Here is a 13,523-nt window from a genome sequence, read left to right on the forward strand (position 1 = left end):
CCATCACCCGGCCGACGGCCCGGCCACCCGACGGTGCACGCCCCGCCCGAGCCGCCGCCCCAGCAGCAGCCAACCCAGCAGCGCCCCGGCCGTGTTGAGGATCACGTCGTCGATGTCGAAGGCCCGCCCGGTGACCAGCGCGCCCTGGACCAGCTCCACCATCAGCATCACCAGGGCCGTCAGTGCCGTCACCCGCGCCGCTCCCCGGGCGCGTGGCGCGAGGATCGGCACCAGCACCCCGAACGGCACGCCCAGCAGCACGTTCCCGCCGAGCTGCCGGAGCGCGTCCCGCAGCGACGCCTGCTCCAGATAGGCCCTGAGCGAGCGGCCCGGGTGCAGGTTGCTGTGCGTCAGCGGCACCGAGGCGGGCGACGGCTGGAGCGTGATCCGGGCCAGGACGACGGCGAACGCCACCATCAACGCGAACGCCACCAGGACGGCGAGGAGCCGGAGGGGGAGCGGCAGCGCGTGCCGCGGGGGGCGCGAGGGCTCCGAGGGCCGGACCTCCTCCGCCGGGCGGCGCCTGCGGACGGCGCGCAGAAACCCCGGCAGTCGCGGGACGGTTCGGTCCATACGGTCCTCCAGTCGTCAACGTCCTGGTTCCGCACGTCGGTTACCCGCACCGCGGCCCGGGATGCCCCCGCCCGGCACCCCCGCTGGTTTCCGTTCACGCCTCCGGGGCACTCCGGATGCGGACCCGCGCGCCGCCGCTCCCGCCCGGGTCCGGCGGTGCTTGGATGCCCCCAGCGGCACTCCGGATCCACCGCCGCACACCCGAGCACAGCGGACCGAGGAGGCGCTGTATGACCCGCGGTACGGCCCCCCGCGCGTTCCTCCTCGCCGCCGGTGAACTCCTCGCCTGGTGGGCGGCGCTGGCGCTGCTGTGGCTGGTGCTCATCACGACCGTCGACACGCTCGAACGGATCGTCGGCGCGAGCTGCGCCGCCGTCGGTGCGCTGCTGGCCCGGACCGGCCGGCGGGCGGTGACCTGGCGGTGAACGGCTGGATCCTCGCGGCGACCGTCGAACTGGGCGGGGGAGGCGCGGCCACCCTCTGGGGCGTGTCCACCGGCCCGCCGGCCCGCCGGTTGATCGCCCAGAACCTGACCACCTCCGTCGTCTGCCCGGCCCTGCTGCTCCTCGCCCAGGGTTACGGCCGCCCGTCCTACGTCGACCTCGCCCTGCTGCTCGCCCTGCTCGGCCCGGTCGGCACGCTCGTCTTCGCCCGTCTGCTGTCCGACGAGCCGGCCCGGCGCCCGAGCGCCTGGGGGCTGACCTGGGTCGCCGCGGGACTGGCCGCGGCCGTCGTCGTCGCCCTGTGCGCGGCCGGCACACCGGGCCGGTCCATGGTGAAGCTGCTGCTGATCGGCACCCTGCTGATCAGCGGCAACATCATCGCCTCACGCGCCCTGGCGGGCGGTTTCCGGGGGGTGCGCGGTGGCTGACGGGATGCCGGGGCGCGCGGTCGCGGGGCGTGCGCCGGCTCGTGGGGCGAGGGCAGGTGGCGTGTGTCCGACGCGGTGATCGTCGTCGTCCTGCTGCTCGTGGCCGCCTCCGCCACCGCGGCCGTGGCCCAGCGTGACCCCGCCCGCCAGGCGCTGGTGCTGTCCTTCCTCGGCATGGCGCTGGCCGCGCTGTTCACCGTGCTCCAGGCCCCGGACGTCGGCCTGTCCCAGCTGGCCGTCGGCTCCGCCCTCACCCCGCTGCTGATCATGCTGTCCGTGCGCAAGGTCAGACGCCGGGGCCGGAGGAAGGAGGAGCCGAAGTGAGGCGGCTGCGGCTGTACCTGCTGGCCGTCGGCGGCGCCGGGCTCGCCGCCCTGCTCGTCGCCGCCTGCTTCGGCCTGCCCGGCTTCGGCGGACGCCGGCACCCGTACGGCGACCGCGCCGTCCACGCCTCCCTCGCCCGGCACACCGCGAACACCATCGCCTCCGTCAACTTCGACCAGCGCGCCTACGACACCCTCGGCGAGATGAGCATCCTGTTCGCCGCCGTCCTCGGTTGCGTGGTGCTGCTGCGCCAGGCCGGCGACGAGTACCGGGCACGGCCGGAACCCGCCGAGGTGGTCCGCCCGGTCCGCCGCTACGCCCTGCTCGCCCTGCCCGTCGCCCTGGTCACCGGCCTGTACGTGATCGCCCACGGCCAGCTCAGCCCCGGCGGCGGCTTCCAGGGCGGGGTCGTCGCCGCGACCGCCCTGCACCTGCTCTACCTCGGCGCCGACTACGGCGCACTGGAACGCGTCCGCCCGCTCGGCGTCTTCGAGACCACCGACTCCCTCGCGGTCTGCGCCTACCTCGTACTGGGCACCGCCGGCGTCCTGGCCGGCACCGCGTTCCTGGCCAACACCCTGCTGCCGTACGGCACCTTCAACACGCTGTCCTCCGGCGGCACCGTGCCGCTGCTGAACGCGGCCGTCGGCATGGAGGTGGCCAGTGCGGTCGTCGTCCTGCTCGCCCACTTCCTCGACCAGGCCGTCGAGATCGAGGAAGAGCCCGGGAGGTGAACACCGCGATGCACGTCCTGCCGTACCTGGTGGCCGCCTACGTCTTCCTGACGGGCTGCTACGGCCTCGCCACCAGCCGGAACCTGATCCACGCCGTCGGCTGTCTCGCGGTCTGCCAGTCCGCCACCTACGTCCTGCTGCTGGCGGTCGGCTACCGCGACGGCGCCACCGCGCCCGTCTTCTCCGACATCAAGCCCGGCTCCCGGCCGGTGGTGGACCCGGTGGTGCAGGCGCTCACCCTCACCGACATCGTCGTCGGCGCCACCGTCACCGCGCTGCTGCTCGCCCTCGTCCTGCAGATCGCCAAACGGCACGGCACGATCGATCCCGACGAACTGCGGGAGCTGCGCGGCTGATGCACCACCTGATCCCGCTCCTGGTCGCCGTCCCGCTGCTCGGCGCCGCCCTGCTGGTGGCCACGGGCCGCCATCTGCCCCGCATGGCGGCCGAGATCGTGGGGTTCGCCGTCTCCGGCGGTACGGCCGCCCTCGCGCTCGTGCTGCTGCTGAACTCGGCGCCGCCGATGGTCGAGTGGGTCGGCGGCTGGCTGCCCGTCGACGGCGAGAGCGTCGGCATCCTCGTCCTCGGGGACGGTCCGGCGCTCGGCATGGCCGCACTGGCCTCCCTGCTGACCCTCGCCGCCCTCGCCTACTCCTGGCGCTACTTCGACGAGCCGCCACGGGACCGCACCGGCTCCTTCACCGCGCTGATGCTGGTCTTCCAGGGCGCGATGTGCGGATTCGCCGTAGCCGGCGACCTGTTCAACGCGTTCGTGTTCTTCGAGCTGATGAGCGTGGTGGCGTACGCCCTGACCGGCTACCGCATCGACGAGGCGAAGGCCGTCCAGGGCGCCCTGACCTTCGGGGTCGTCAACTCCCTCGGCGCGTACGCCATGCTGATGGGCATCGCCCTGCTGTACGCCCGCACCGGCGAGCTGGCGATGGCGAAGATCGGCCGCGGGCTCGACGCCGCCGGGCAGGGCGGCCCGGACGCGCTGGTCCTCGCCTCCTTCGTGCTGGTGCTGACCGGGCTGCTGGTCAAGGCGGCGGCGGTGCCCTTCCACTTCTGGCTCCCGGACGCGCACGCCGTCGCCCCCACCCCGGTCTGCATGCTGCTGTCCGGCGTCATGGTCGAACTCGGCGCCTACGGCGTGTGGCGGGTGTACGGCACCGTCTTCGCCGGACCCGGCGGCATCCCCGCCGCCGACCTGACCCGGGCCCTGGTGACCCTCGGCGCCCTCACGGCCGCGACCGGCGCCGTCATGTGCTGGTACCAGCGGCACATCAAACGCCTCCTCGCCTACTCCACCGTCGCCCACACCGGCCTGTTCCTCGTCGGGCTCGGCGTCCTCACCCCCGAGGGCGACGACGGCGTGGCCCTGTACCTCCTCGGGCACGCCGGGGTGAAGGCCGCGCTGTTCGCCTGCGCGGGCGTCCTCCTGGACCGGTTCGGCAGTGTCGACGAGCACGCGCTGCACGGCCGGGCCCGGCAACTGCGCGCCACCGGGGTGATGTTCGCCGTCGGCGCCCTGGGCCTGGCCGGCCTGCCGCCGTTCGGCACGGCGCTGGGGAAGTCGATCGCCGAGGAGGCGGTCGGCGGACCGCTCACCGTGGTCTTCGTGGTCGCCTCCGCGATCACCGCGGGCGCGGTCCTGCGCGTCACCGGCCGTGTCTTCCTGGGCCTCGGCCCGCGCCCGGAGGACGCGGAGTACGAGACCAGCGGCTCCGACGAGGAACCGGAGACGTCCGGCCTGCTGCGCCGGGTCCCGGACACCATGACGATCGTGCCCGCCGTGCTGCTCGCCGCCGCCTTCGCCGTCGGGGTGGTCCCCGGCTTCGGCGCCCTGGTGGCCCGCTCCGTCAACGAGGCCGGCTCGGGCGGCGCCCATACCTCGGTGCACTGGACCGCGCACGGCGTCCTGCTGGGCGTGGCCTCCACCGTGCTGGCCGTGGCGCTGGCCGGGCTCGCCGTCACCCGGCCCCGCTGGGTGGCCGCCCCCGACTGGGCCGCGCCCCTCAGGCGCCTGCAGTCCGGGCACGTCGGCGACTACGTGGCCTGGCTGCTGGTGGGCGCGACCGTCCTGGGGGCGCTGGCCCTGCCGGGGGTGCTGGGCGGCTGATCAGGTCCCGTACGTGATGTGCACCTCCTTGAAGCCGAGCGAGCGCAGCAGGCCCTGGAGCATGCCGGTGGTGTTGCCCTCGGCCCGGGCGGTCAGCCCGCTGCGCTTCGCCGCGTCGGCGATGTGCCGGACGGCGAGCTTCTGCACGGCCTGCTCGCTGTTGGGGTTGTCCGAGAACAGGTCGCCGAGCCGGTCCAGCAGACCGCGCTGCTTGGACACGGCGTAGGAGTGGTCGGGGTCCAGGGCCGGCCTGCCGAGCCGCGCGTGCGGCAGCCGGATCGTGGCGGTCGTACGGTCCTCGTCGACCCGCACGTCCCGCTCGCCGACCCCACCGAGGTCGACGTAGGCGTCCACGGTGCCCGCGCCGACGTACAGGGTGCGGGTGCCGCGCAGGGCGTCGGGCAGGAACCTGGCGTCCTTCTCCAGGTCCACGACGACCTGGAAGTTGCCCGAGGCCGCTTGGTAACGGCTCATGTCCTGGATCGACCTGAGCAGGGTGGGTCCGGAGCGGTCATGGGTGTCGGTGCCGAACAGATCCTTGATGCCCGGCAGTACGGCCAGCCGGATCCCGGCGAACAGTACGGCGAGCACCAGCACGAGCGCCGCCACGGCCTTGGCCCAGCCCGGCAGGCGCCTCACGGAAGTCGTCATCGCGACGGTCCTCCTTCCTGCCGACCGGATGCCCGCCACATCCCGATGCACAACAGGCGCGTGGACCTCGTCGTGTCCTTGACACAGACGGCCGGGACGGAAGGCCGCGCCGACGGCCCCGCTCACAGGGAGCCGGACGCGGCCTCCGAGCGGGCCAGGGCCTCGTCCAGGCTCGGGTGCGGGGGCAGCAGCCGGGCCAGGCCGGTGACCCGGAACACCCGCAGGGTCAGCGGGTGCGTGCACACCACGTGCAGTTGCCCGCCGCGCTCCAGCACCCGGACGCGCGCCCGGTACAGCAGCCGCAGCCCCGAGCCGTCGAAGAACTCCACCGGCCGCAGGTCGATGACCAGCCGCACCTCGGGCCGTTCGGTGATGCGGTCGAGGAACGGGCCGATCTCCGACGCCGAGGCGATGTCGATCTCGCCCCGCAACTCCAGCACCGTGTGCCCGCGATCCTCGTACATGCCCAGTTGCCGGGTGAGAGGTACGGGTTCGTGTCGCACCTCGGCACCACCTCCCACCCGCGCCCCGACGTCGCTTCCCGATCGTCAAGTTACCCTCGATGGAAGGAATTTGAGCATGTTCGATTGACATATGTCTTCGGGTTTGACGTGTGTCGCGGGTGCGGAGGCGGTGCGGGTCGCTCAGTCGGCCAGCAGCACCAGCTTGCCGGTGGTCCGGCCGGTTTCGCCGAGCGCGTGCGCCTTCGCGGCCTCGGCCAGCGGGAACGTCCCGGCGATCGCCGCCTTCAGCCGCCCGGACCCGGCCAGTTCCGCGATCGCCCGCATCCCCGCCCGGTCGGCGTCGACCAGCATGCGCACCGCCCGCACGCCCAGCCGCTCGGCCTCCTGGTGGAAGTCCTCGGAGCCCACCGGCAGGATCGACACCACCACACCGCCCGGCCGCAGCACCCGCAGGGACCGCACGGAGGTCTCGCCGCCGAGCGTGTCCAGGACCACGTCGACGTCACGCACCGCCTCCGTGACGTCCGTGGCCCGGTAGTCGACCGGCTCGTCCACGCCGATCTCCCGTAGGAAGTCGTGCTTGCCGGCGCTCGCCGTACCGATCACGTACGCCCCGCGCGCCTTGGCGATCTGCACCGCCACATGGCCCACCCCGCCGGCCGCCGCGTGGATCAGCACCCGCTGCCCCGCCTGGACGTCGGCGTGCTCGGTCAGCGCCTGCCACGCGGTCAGGGACACCAGCGGCAGCGCACCCGCCTGCACATGGTCGAGGGAGGCCGGCTTGTGCATCAGGGCCCGCGCCGGGACGGTGACGTACTCGGCGTGCGAGCCGTGGCCGAAGGGGTACGGCACCATCCCGAAGACCTCGTCGCCGGGCCGGAACGCGGCCACCCCGATCCCGGTCTCCGCGACCTCCCCGGAGACGTCCCAGCCGAGGACGAACGGGGGCTCGCCCAGGAACCCGCCGTTGGCCCGGTGCTTCCAGTCGGTGGGGTTCACCCCGGCGGCCCGCACCCGGACCAGCACCTCGTTCGGGCGCGGCCGCGGCCGCTCGACCTGTACTTCCCTCAGCACCTCGGGACCGCCGAGGACGTCCTGGCTGATGGCTCGCATCGTGTTCACATCGCTCATGGTCCCCAGCCTGCCGGAGCCCACCGGCCCGGGAAATGGCACGATTGCCAACCTTCGATAGAATCGTGCCATGTCTGATCTGGAGCTGCGCCCCCGCCCGGAACGGGTCGTCGTCCTGGCCCTCGACGGCGTCTACCCCTTCGAGCTGGGCATCCCCAGCCGCATCTTCGGCGCGGCCGACGGCCACTACGAGGTGCTCACCTGCTCGGTCGACGGCCGGCCGGTGCGCACCAACGCCGACTTCACCGTCGGTGTCGCCCACGGCCCCGAGATCCTGGACACGGCCGACACGGTGATCGTCGCCGCCGTGCCGCCCGCGCACATCCCGGCCGAGCTGCCCCCGGAGCTGGCCGCCGCGCTCGCCCGGATCCGCCCGGACGCCCGGATCGTATCCATCTGCACGGCGGCCTTCGTCCTCGCCGCGGCCGGGCTGCTCGACGGACGCCGGGCCACCACGCACTGGCAGGTGGCGGACCGGTTCCGCACCCGGTACCCGCAGGTGGACCTCGACCCGGACGTCCTGTTCGTCGCCGACGGCCGCATCCTCACCTCGGCCGGCGCGGCCTCCGGCGTCGACATCTGCCTGCACATCGTCCGCACCGACCACGGCAGCGAACTGGCCAACTTCGTCGCCCGCCGCTGTGTCGTGCCCCCGTTCCGGGACGGCGGCCAGGCCCAGTACATCGAGCAGCCGGTCCCCGAGAGCGGTGCCGCCAGCACGGCCGCCACCCGCGCCTGGGCACTGGAGCGCCTGGACGAGCCGCTCACCCTGGCGGACCTCGCCGGGCACGCCCGGATGAGCCTGCGCACCTTCGCCCGCCGCTTCGGCGAGGAGGTCGGCCTCAGCCCCGGCCGCTGGCTCATCCAGCAGCGGGTGGCCCGCGCCCGGCACCTGCTGGAGGCCAGCGACCTGCCGGTGGACCGGATCGCCGCCGAGGTCGGCTTCGCCACCGGCGCCTCACTGCGCCAGCACCTGCACGCGGCCATCGGGGTGTCCCCGCAGACCTACCGGAGGACCTTCCAGCAGACCCGCTGAACGTTCCGGCCCGCACCGGCGTCGAAGGACCGCACGGACGCGATCAGGCGCACAGGAGAACAGGGGCGGGGATGCGGAGAGTGCTCACGGTGGTGGCCCTACTGACGGCGGTGGCGGTGGCGGGGTGCGACGACGGCCCCCGCCCGGATCTGGTGGTGAAGGGCTCCCCGCCGGCCAGCCCCTACAGCGGTCCGCTGCGCGTCCCCGCCAAGGAACTCGACGGGCACGGTCCCCGGGCGCTGCGCCTGGCCTCCGGGGCGGCCGGCCGGGCGCTGGAGTGCGACGGGGAGATCTTCGACGGTTCCGGACCCGACGGGTGGAGCAGGTCCGACGGCGGCGCCACCCCGGAGGAGGGGCTGGCCCTCTACTTCGACATCGCCCGGCCGGAGTTGCCCGACCACGGCTACCGCGTCGAGCGCGCGGAGCCGGACCGGGTGCTGTACTCCTACGACGTGGGCGGCCGTACGAAGGTGGCGGTCGTGGTGGCCAAGGACCAGAAGGACCGCCCCGGCTGGGGTCCCGAGACCGACGCCTCCTGCGATCCGGCCGAACTCCCCGAGAGCTTCACGGCCACCACGGGCTGGGAGATCTGGACGGACCGCGCCGGCCGCAGGGTCCCGGTGGCCCGGCTGCACAGCGCGCCGGGGCCGGAGCACTGCGACTGGCAGTCCGCCCACTTCCTCGCCCTGGACGAGCGGACGTACGCCCGCGACCCCGACGGCGTGCTGACCCGCGACGGTCTGCTCCGCGCGCCGTACCGCAAGGACGTCCGCATGCCCGCCGACGCCCGTGACACCGGGTACCACCACCGCGGCCGGCGCCTGTGGCTGACGGCGGACAGGGCCACGGCGTACGTCCGCACCGACCGCGGGGTGGAGGCGTGGCCGCTGGTCAAGGAGGGCGTCGGCTGCGACTGACCGGCGCGGGCGGGGGAGAGGACCCCGAAGGGCGCGGGCACCAGCGCGACCGGTCACCGCACCCGCGGACCGGAGACGGCCCGCGCCCCCCGGCACGTCCTCACCCCGCGGCGTACACGCACTCGCCCCCGACATAGGTGAGCGCCACGGCCGTCTCCGCGATCGCCTCCGGCGGCCCGGCGAACGGATCGCGGTCCAGCACCACCAGGTCGGCCAGCGCACCGACGGCCACCCGGCCGGTGTCGTCGAGGTGGTTCACGTACGCCGAGCCGGCCGTGTACGCCGTCAACGCGTCGGCGAGGCCGAGCCGTTCGCCCGGCAGGAACACCGGCCCAGTGCCGCCCGGCTCGACCCGGTTGACCGCGACATGGATGCCCTGGAGCGGATCGGGGCTGCTCACCGGCCAGTCGCTGCCCGCCGCGAGCCGCGCCCCGGAGCGCAGCAGCGCCCCGAACGGATACTGCAGGGCGGCCCGTTCGGGTCCGAGGAACGGGATCGTCAGCTCGTCCATCTGCGGCTCGTGCGCGGCCCACAGCGGCTGGATGTTCGCGGTGGCGCCGAGCCGGGCGAAGCGCGGCACGTCGTCCGGGTGCACGACCTGGAGATGCGCGAGATGCGGCCGGGTGTCGTTCGGCCCGTTCGTGGCGCGGGCCGCCTCCACCGCGTCCAGCGCATCGCGTACGGCCCGGTCGCCCAGGGCGTGGAAGTGGCACTGGAAGCCGAGCGCGTCCAGCTCGGTGACGAAGTCCGGAAGTCGCTCCGGGTCGATGAAGCTCTTGCCGAGGTTGGCGGTCGGGCATCCGCACCGGTCCAGATACGGGTCGAGCAGCGCGGCCGTCCCGTTCTCGGCGACGCCGTCCAGCATCAGCTTCACCGTGCCCGCCCGGAACCGTCCCCGGCTCGACGCGGCACGCTTCTCGATGAGTTCGGGGATCTGCTCGGCACCCCGCTCCCGGTCCCACCACAGCGCCCCCACGACCCGGGCGGTCAGCGAACCGTCCTGCGCGGCGGCGAGATACGCCTGGGCCGGGTCGTCCATGCCGAGGAAGTCGCCGACGAGCGCGTCCTGCCAGGCCGTGATGCCGAGCGCGTGCAGATGCCGCTGGGCGTGCAGCAGCGCGGCCAGCCGGTCGGCGGGGGTGGCGGGCGGGGTCAGCCGGCCGACCAGCTGCATCGCACCCTCCTGGAGGGTTCCGCCGGGCTCCCCGGAGGCGTGCCGCTCGATCCGCCCGTCGGCCGGGTCCGGCGTGTCCCGGCCGACACCGGCCAGCTCCAGCGCCCGGCTGTTCACCCAGGCGCCGTGGTGGTCGCGGTTGGGCAGGTACACCGGCCGGTCCGGGACGACCGCGTCCAGCAGCTCCTTCGTCGGCGTACCGCCGGCGAACGCCTCCATCGACCAGCCGCCGCCCAGGATCCACTCCCGCTCCGGGTGGGCGTCCGCGTAGGCGCGCACGGCGGCCACGGTCTCCTCGGCCGTCGTCGCCCCCGTCAGATCGCACCGGGACAGTTCGAGCCCGGCCGGCACCGGATGGACGTGCGCGTCCTGGAACCCGGGCAGCAACAGCCGCCCCGCCAGGTCCACCACCTCCGTGCCGGGCCCGGCGAGCGCGCGTACCTCCGCGTGCCCGACGGCGGTGATCCGGTCGCCGGTGACGGCCACGGCGGTGGCGGTACGGCCCTCGGGGGTGAGGACGGGGCCGCCGATGAAGAGCAGGTCAGCGTGCATGGTGCCTTTCCAGGTGGGTCGGTCGGAGCGGGAGAGCGGTCTTCCCGGATGCACATCGTCCCGGTCCGGGCCGCGAAGAGCATCCCCGGCGGGAGGTCGGAGGTACGGCGGGCCGCCGACGGCCGGCCGCCCGCTGTCGCGCACCGCCGCCCCGGACACGCCCCGGGCAACTCCGTGCGCGGACCGGGGATCCGCGGTCACACTGATCGTCACGATCATCCAGAGGAGGCCGTACGTCATGACCCCGCCCCCCGCCCGCAGTGCCGAGCAGCGCAAGAAGGACACCCTCCACCGGCTGGAGAGCGACGTAGACGCGTGGGTGGCCACCGCCGGTCCCGACGGCGCCGCCCCGTATCTCGTGCCGCTGTCGTACGTGTGGGACGGCACCTCGCTGCTGTTCGCCACGCCGGCCGAGAGCCCCACCGGCCGCAATCTCGTGGCCACCGGCCGGGCCCGTCTCGGCATCGGCCCCACGCGGGACGTCGTCCTGGTCGAGGGCATCGCGCAGGCGGTGACGCCCGAGGACCTGCCCGAGGAGGACGCCGAGATCTTCGCCGGGAAGACCGGCTTCGACCCGCGCCAACTGGCCACCCGGTACCTGTACTTCAGGGTCCTCCCGCAGCGGGTCCAGGCCTGGCGCGAGGCGAACGAGCTGCGCGGGCGGGAGTTGATGCGCGACGGCGAGTGGCTGCCCGCCGACTGAATCCGGGGGCCCGGGATATCCGCAGGGAAGAGGACGCATCCCGGGAGGATCCATGGCACTGGTCAAAGCGGGCGTGGTCGTACTGGACTGCGCGGAACCGGAGAAACTCGCCGAGTTCTACCGCGAGTTGCTGGACGGCGAGCGGACGGCGGCATCCGCCAACCTGGTGGAGGTCCGGGGCGCCGACGGCGTCCGGCTGGCCTTCCGGCGCGACGTCAACGCGACCCCGCCCAGCTGGCCGCGCCCCGAGAACTCGCTCCAGGCCCACCTCGACTTCCTCGTCGAGGACCTGGACGAGGCCGAACGCCGGATCGTCGACCTCGGCGGCCGCCCCATCGAAACCAGGGACGTGGCGGGCCCCTACGAGGAGCGCGGCTAGGCCGACCCCGCCGGCCACTCCTTCACCCTCCGCCTCGTACCCCCGACGGCCCCCAAACAGGGCTGACGCCGGACGCGGAGGCGTACGGCGCGAACGGGGGCGCGGTGCCGCCGAGCCGGCTCGGCGGCACCGAGAGCGGGCCGGCCGCCGGCACCGGGCACGTGCGCGCGTACGGCGGGCTGCCGGCGGTGCCGGCACGGGCCCGCCTCGCGGTGGCGAGGCGGGCCCGTCCGGCGGTGTTCAGGTGAGGTCGGCCGGTGGTACCGGGGCCGGGACGGCCGGTGGGGCCGGGGGGGGGAGGCTGGGCGGGGTCAGTCGCGGCCGCCCTTGTCGGTTGCCGGCCAGACGCCTGTCGAACGGGCGATGGCCTTCGCGCCGGTGCGGTCCACGGCGCTGCGTACGACCGCGAAGATCGCGCCCTGGACCGCCGCGGCCAGCAGGACCTCACCCCAGCTGCGGTCCGGGTCCAGGGCGTCGGGCGCGTCCTCCTCGTGCCGGATCGCCATCCACGCCTTGCGGAAGGCCATACCGGCCAGCGCGCCACCCGCCCAGCTGAGCACGAATCCGATCGGCTGGTAGGCGAGAGGTAGTTTCTTCTTCTTGTTCTTGGCCATGTGTGTCTACTTCCTCGTCAGCCGCCCCTCATGCGGGCCGTCCTTGCGGGGCCACCCGTTCGCCCGGGGGCACCGGCCCCGGCGGCGTTCCGTCCCCGAACGGCCGGCCGCCCAGTTCCTCCCGGCCGTGGGGGCTCAGCCAGCCGGCGAGGTCCGGGCCGAGCGGCACGATGCCGGTGGGGTTGATCCCGGAGTGCACCTGGTAGTAGTGCCGCTTGATGTGGTCGAAGTCGACCGTGTCGCCGAAGCCCGGCGTCTGGAACAGATCCCGGGCGTACGCCCAGAGCACCGGATGCTCCGCCAGCTTCCAGCGGTTGCACTTGAAGTGGCCGTGGTAGACCGCGTCGAACCGCACCAGCGTGGTGAACAGCCGGATGTCCGCTTCCGTGAGCGTGTCACCGGCCAGATACCGCTGTCCCGACAGCCGCTCGCCGAGCAGTTCCAGCCGCCGGAACACGGCCGCGCACGCCTCCTCGTACTCGCTCTGGTGCGTGGCGAACCCGGCCCGGTACACCCCGTTGTTCACGTCCTCGTAGACCTCGGCCATCACCCGGTCGATCTCCTCGCGCCGCCTCGCCGGGTACAGGTCCGGCGCGCCGGCGCGGTGCAGGGCCGTCCACTCGGTGGCCAGGTCCAGGGTGATCCGCTGGTAGTCGTTGGTGACCAGTCGCCCGCTGGGCACGTCCACGATCGCGGGCACGCTCACCCCGCCCGGACAGCCGGTCTCCCTCCTGTCGTAGGCCTCGCTCAGGAACCGGATGCCGAGCACCGGGTCCCGGCCGCCGGGATCCAGGGTGAACCGCCAACTGCGGTCGTCCTGGATCGGGTCGGCCACCGCCATCGGGAGCGCCTCCTCCAGCCCCAGCAGCCGGCGTGAGATCACCGCCCGGCTCGCCCACGGGCAGGCACGGGAGACCACCAGCCGGTATCGGCCCGCTTCCACCGGCCAGCCGTCCCGGCCGTCGGCGGTGATCCGGTCCGTGAAGTGGCTCCTGGACCGGCTGAAGCTCCGGTGTCCGTAGGCGCGGTTGCCGTCGCCGCCCATGTCTCCTCCTCGCCGCCCGGGTCCGCCCGGGTCCGCCCGGGCCGTCCGGGTCTCCTCGTCCCCGCGTTCCCCGTTCGGCGCGTCCCGCACGGTGTGAGCCGTCCGGTCGGGGGCAGTCGCCGAAGGGTGAGTGGGACATCCTCGGAACGTGAGACGGCCGCACGGACGGCCGAGGACAACGCACCGGGGCCGGCGCACGCCCCGGACCCCGGAACGGCACCGGCGCACGCCCCGGA

Annotated in this window: 16 protein-coding genes and 1 pseudogene; 10 read left to right on the top strand and 7 right to left on the bottom strand. The window is 74.0% G+C overall.

Annotated elements, in window-relative coordinates:
• Window positions 1-3: 3 nt before the first annotated feature.
• On the bottom strand, window positions 4-573 hold the full coding sequence (locus tag S1361_RS35290; protein WP_208035895.1) for a VanZ family protein: 570 nt from the start codon (window positions 571-573) through the stop codon (window positions 4-6).
• A gap of 230 nt (window positions 574-803) precedes the next feature.
• On the opposite strand from S1361_RS35290, the gene S1361_RS35295 reads away from it, so the two are divergent.
• From S1361_RS35295 to S1361_RS35320, 6 genes are all read left to right on the top strand, one after another.
• A complete protein-coding gene (locus S1361_RS35295; protein ID WP_208035896.1) occupies window positions 804-998 on the top strand; it encodes a hypothetical protein in 195 nt (64 codons plus the stop codon).
• Complete coding sequence (locus S1361_RS35300) at window positions 995-1,444, top strand: MrpF/PhaF family protein (RefSeq protein WP_208035897.1); 450 nt, start codon at window positions 995-997, stop codon at window positions 1,442-1,444. Before S1361_RS35295 ends, S1361_RS35300 begins: the two co-directional genes overlap by 4 nt.
• A 63-nt stretch (window positions 1,445-1,507) precedes the next feature.
• A complete protein-coding gene (locus tag S1361_RS35305) occupies window positions 1,508-1,768 on the top strand; it encodes a Na(+)/H(+) antiporter subunit B (RefSeq protein ID WP_208035898.1) in 261 nt (86 codons plus the stop codon).
• On the top strand, window positions 1,765-2,502 hold the full coding sequence (locus tag S1361_RS35310) for an MnhB domain-containing protein (RefSeq protein ID WP_208035899.1): 738 nt from the start codon (window positions 1,765-1,767) through the stop codon (window positions 2,500-2,502). The genes S1361_RS35305 and S1361_RS35310 overlap by 4 nt, the downstream gene beginning before the upstream one ends.
• 8 nt (window positions 2,503-2,510) lie before the next feature.
• On the top strand, window positions 2,511-2,858 hold the full coding sequence (locus tag S1361_RS35315; protein ID WP_208036911.1) for a sodium:proton antiporter: 348 nt from the start codon (window positions 2,511-2,513) through the stop codon (window positions 2,856-2,858).
• Window positions 2,858-4,621 carry a complex I subunit 5 family protein gene (locus S1361_RS35320; protein ID WP_208035900.1) on the top strand — a complete coding sequence of 588 codons (1,764 nt, stop codon included), beginning with the start codon at window positions 2,858-2,860 and terminating at the stop codon, window positions 4,619-4,621. Before S1361_RS35315 ends, S1361_RS35320 begins: the two co-directional genes overlap by 1 nt.
• Here S1361_RS35320 and S1361_RS35325 read toward each other — a convergent pair whose 3' ends face one another.
• From S1361_RS35325 to S1361_RS35335, 3 genes are all read right to left on the bottom strand, one after another.
• On the bottom strand, window positions 4,622-5,272 hold the full coding sequence (locus S1361_RS35325) for a DUF4230 domain-containing protein (protein WP_208035901.1): 651 nt from the start codon (window positions 5,270-5,272) through the stop codon (window positions 4,622-4,624).
• 122 nt (window positions 5,273-5,394) lie between these two features.
• Window positions 5,395-5,736, bottom strand: coding sequence for an anti-sigma factor antagonist (locus S1361_RS35330; protein ID WP_208036912.1), 342 nt, complete (start codon window positions 5,734-5,736; stop codon window positions 5,395-5,397).
• Between the two features lie 180 nt (window positions 5,737-5,916).
• Window positions 5,917-6,867: an NADP-dependent oxidoreductase gene (locus tag S1361_RS35335; RefSeq protein ID WP_208035902.1), complete on the bottom strand. Its 951-nt coding sequence runs from the start codon at window positions 6,865-6,867 to the stop codon at window positions 5,917-5,919.
• Between the two features lie 70 nt (window positions 6,868-6,937).
• Here S1361_RS35335 and S1361_RS35340 point away from each other — a divergent pair, with 70 nt between their 5' ends.
• A complete protein-coding gene (locus S1361_RS35340) occupies window positions 6,938-7,903 on the top strand; it encodes a GlxA family transcriptional regulator (RefSeq protein ID WP_208035903.1) in 966 nt (321 codons plus the stop codon).
• 71 nt (window positions 7,904-7,974) lie between these two features.
• Entirely contained in the window at window positions 7,975-8,820 is an 846-nt protein-coding gene (locus S1361_RS35345; protein WP_208035904.1) for a hypothetical protein, read from the top strand.
• Between the two features lie 100 nt (window positions 8,821-8,920).
• Here the strand turns inward: S1361_RS35345 and S1361_RS35350 are convergent, their stop codons facing one another.
• On the bottom strand, window positions 8,921-10,546 hold the full coding sequence (locus tag S1361_RS35350) for an amidohydrolase (protein ID WP_208035905.1): 1,626 nt from the start codon (window positions 10,544-10,546) through the stop codon (window positions 8,921-8,923).
• Window positions 10,547-10,784: 238 nt separating this feature from the next.
• Here S1361_RS35350 and S1361_RS35355 point away from each other — a divergent pair, with 238 nt between their 5' ends.
• Together S1361_RS35355 and S1361_RS35360 are read left to right on the top strand one after the other, a co-directional pair.
• Window positions 10,785-11,249, top strand: a complete 465-nt coding sequence (locus S1361_RS35355; protein WP_208035906.1) for a pyridoxamine 5'-phosphate oxidase family protein — start codon at window positions 10,785-10,787, stop codon at window positions 11,247-11,249.
• Between the two features lie 52 nt (window positions 11,250-11,301).
• Window positions 11,302-11,694, top strand: a pseudogene (locus S1361_RS35360) (VOC family protein).
• A gap of 245 nt (window positions 11,695-11,939) precedes the next feature.
• On the opposite strand, the gene S1361_RS35365 reads toward S1361_RS35360, so the two are convergent.
• Complete coding sequence (locus S1361_RS35365) at window positions 11,940-12,242, bottom strand: DUF4235 domain-containing protein (protein ID WP_208035907.1); 303 nt, start codon at window positions 12,240-12,242, stop codon at window positions 11,940-11,942.
• Between the two features lie 28 nt (window positions 12,243-12,270).
• Complete coding sequence (locus tag S1361_RS35370) at window positions 12,271-13,287, bottom strand: glutathione S-transferase family protein (RefSeq protein WP_208035908.1); 1,017 nt, start codon at window positions 13,285-13,287, stop codon at window positions 12,271-12,273.
• Window positions 13,288-13,523 lie beyond the last annotated feature (236 nt).

This window comes from Streptomyces cyanogenus, assembly GCF_017526105.1.
GTDB lineage: Bacteria > Actinomycetota > Actinomycetes > Streptomycetales > Streptomycetaceae > Streptomyces > Streptomyces cyanogenus.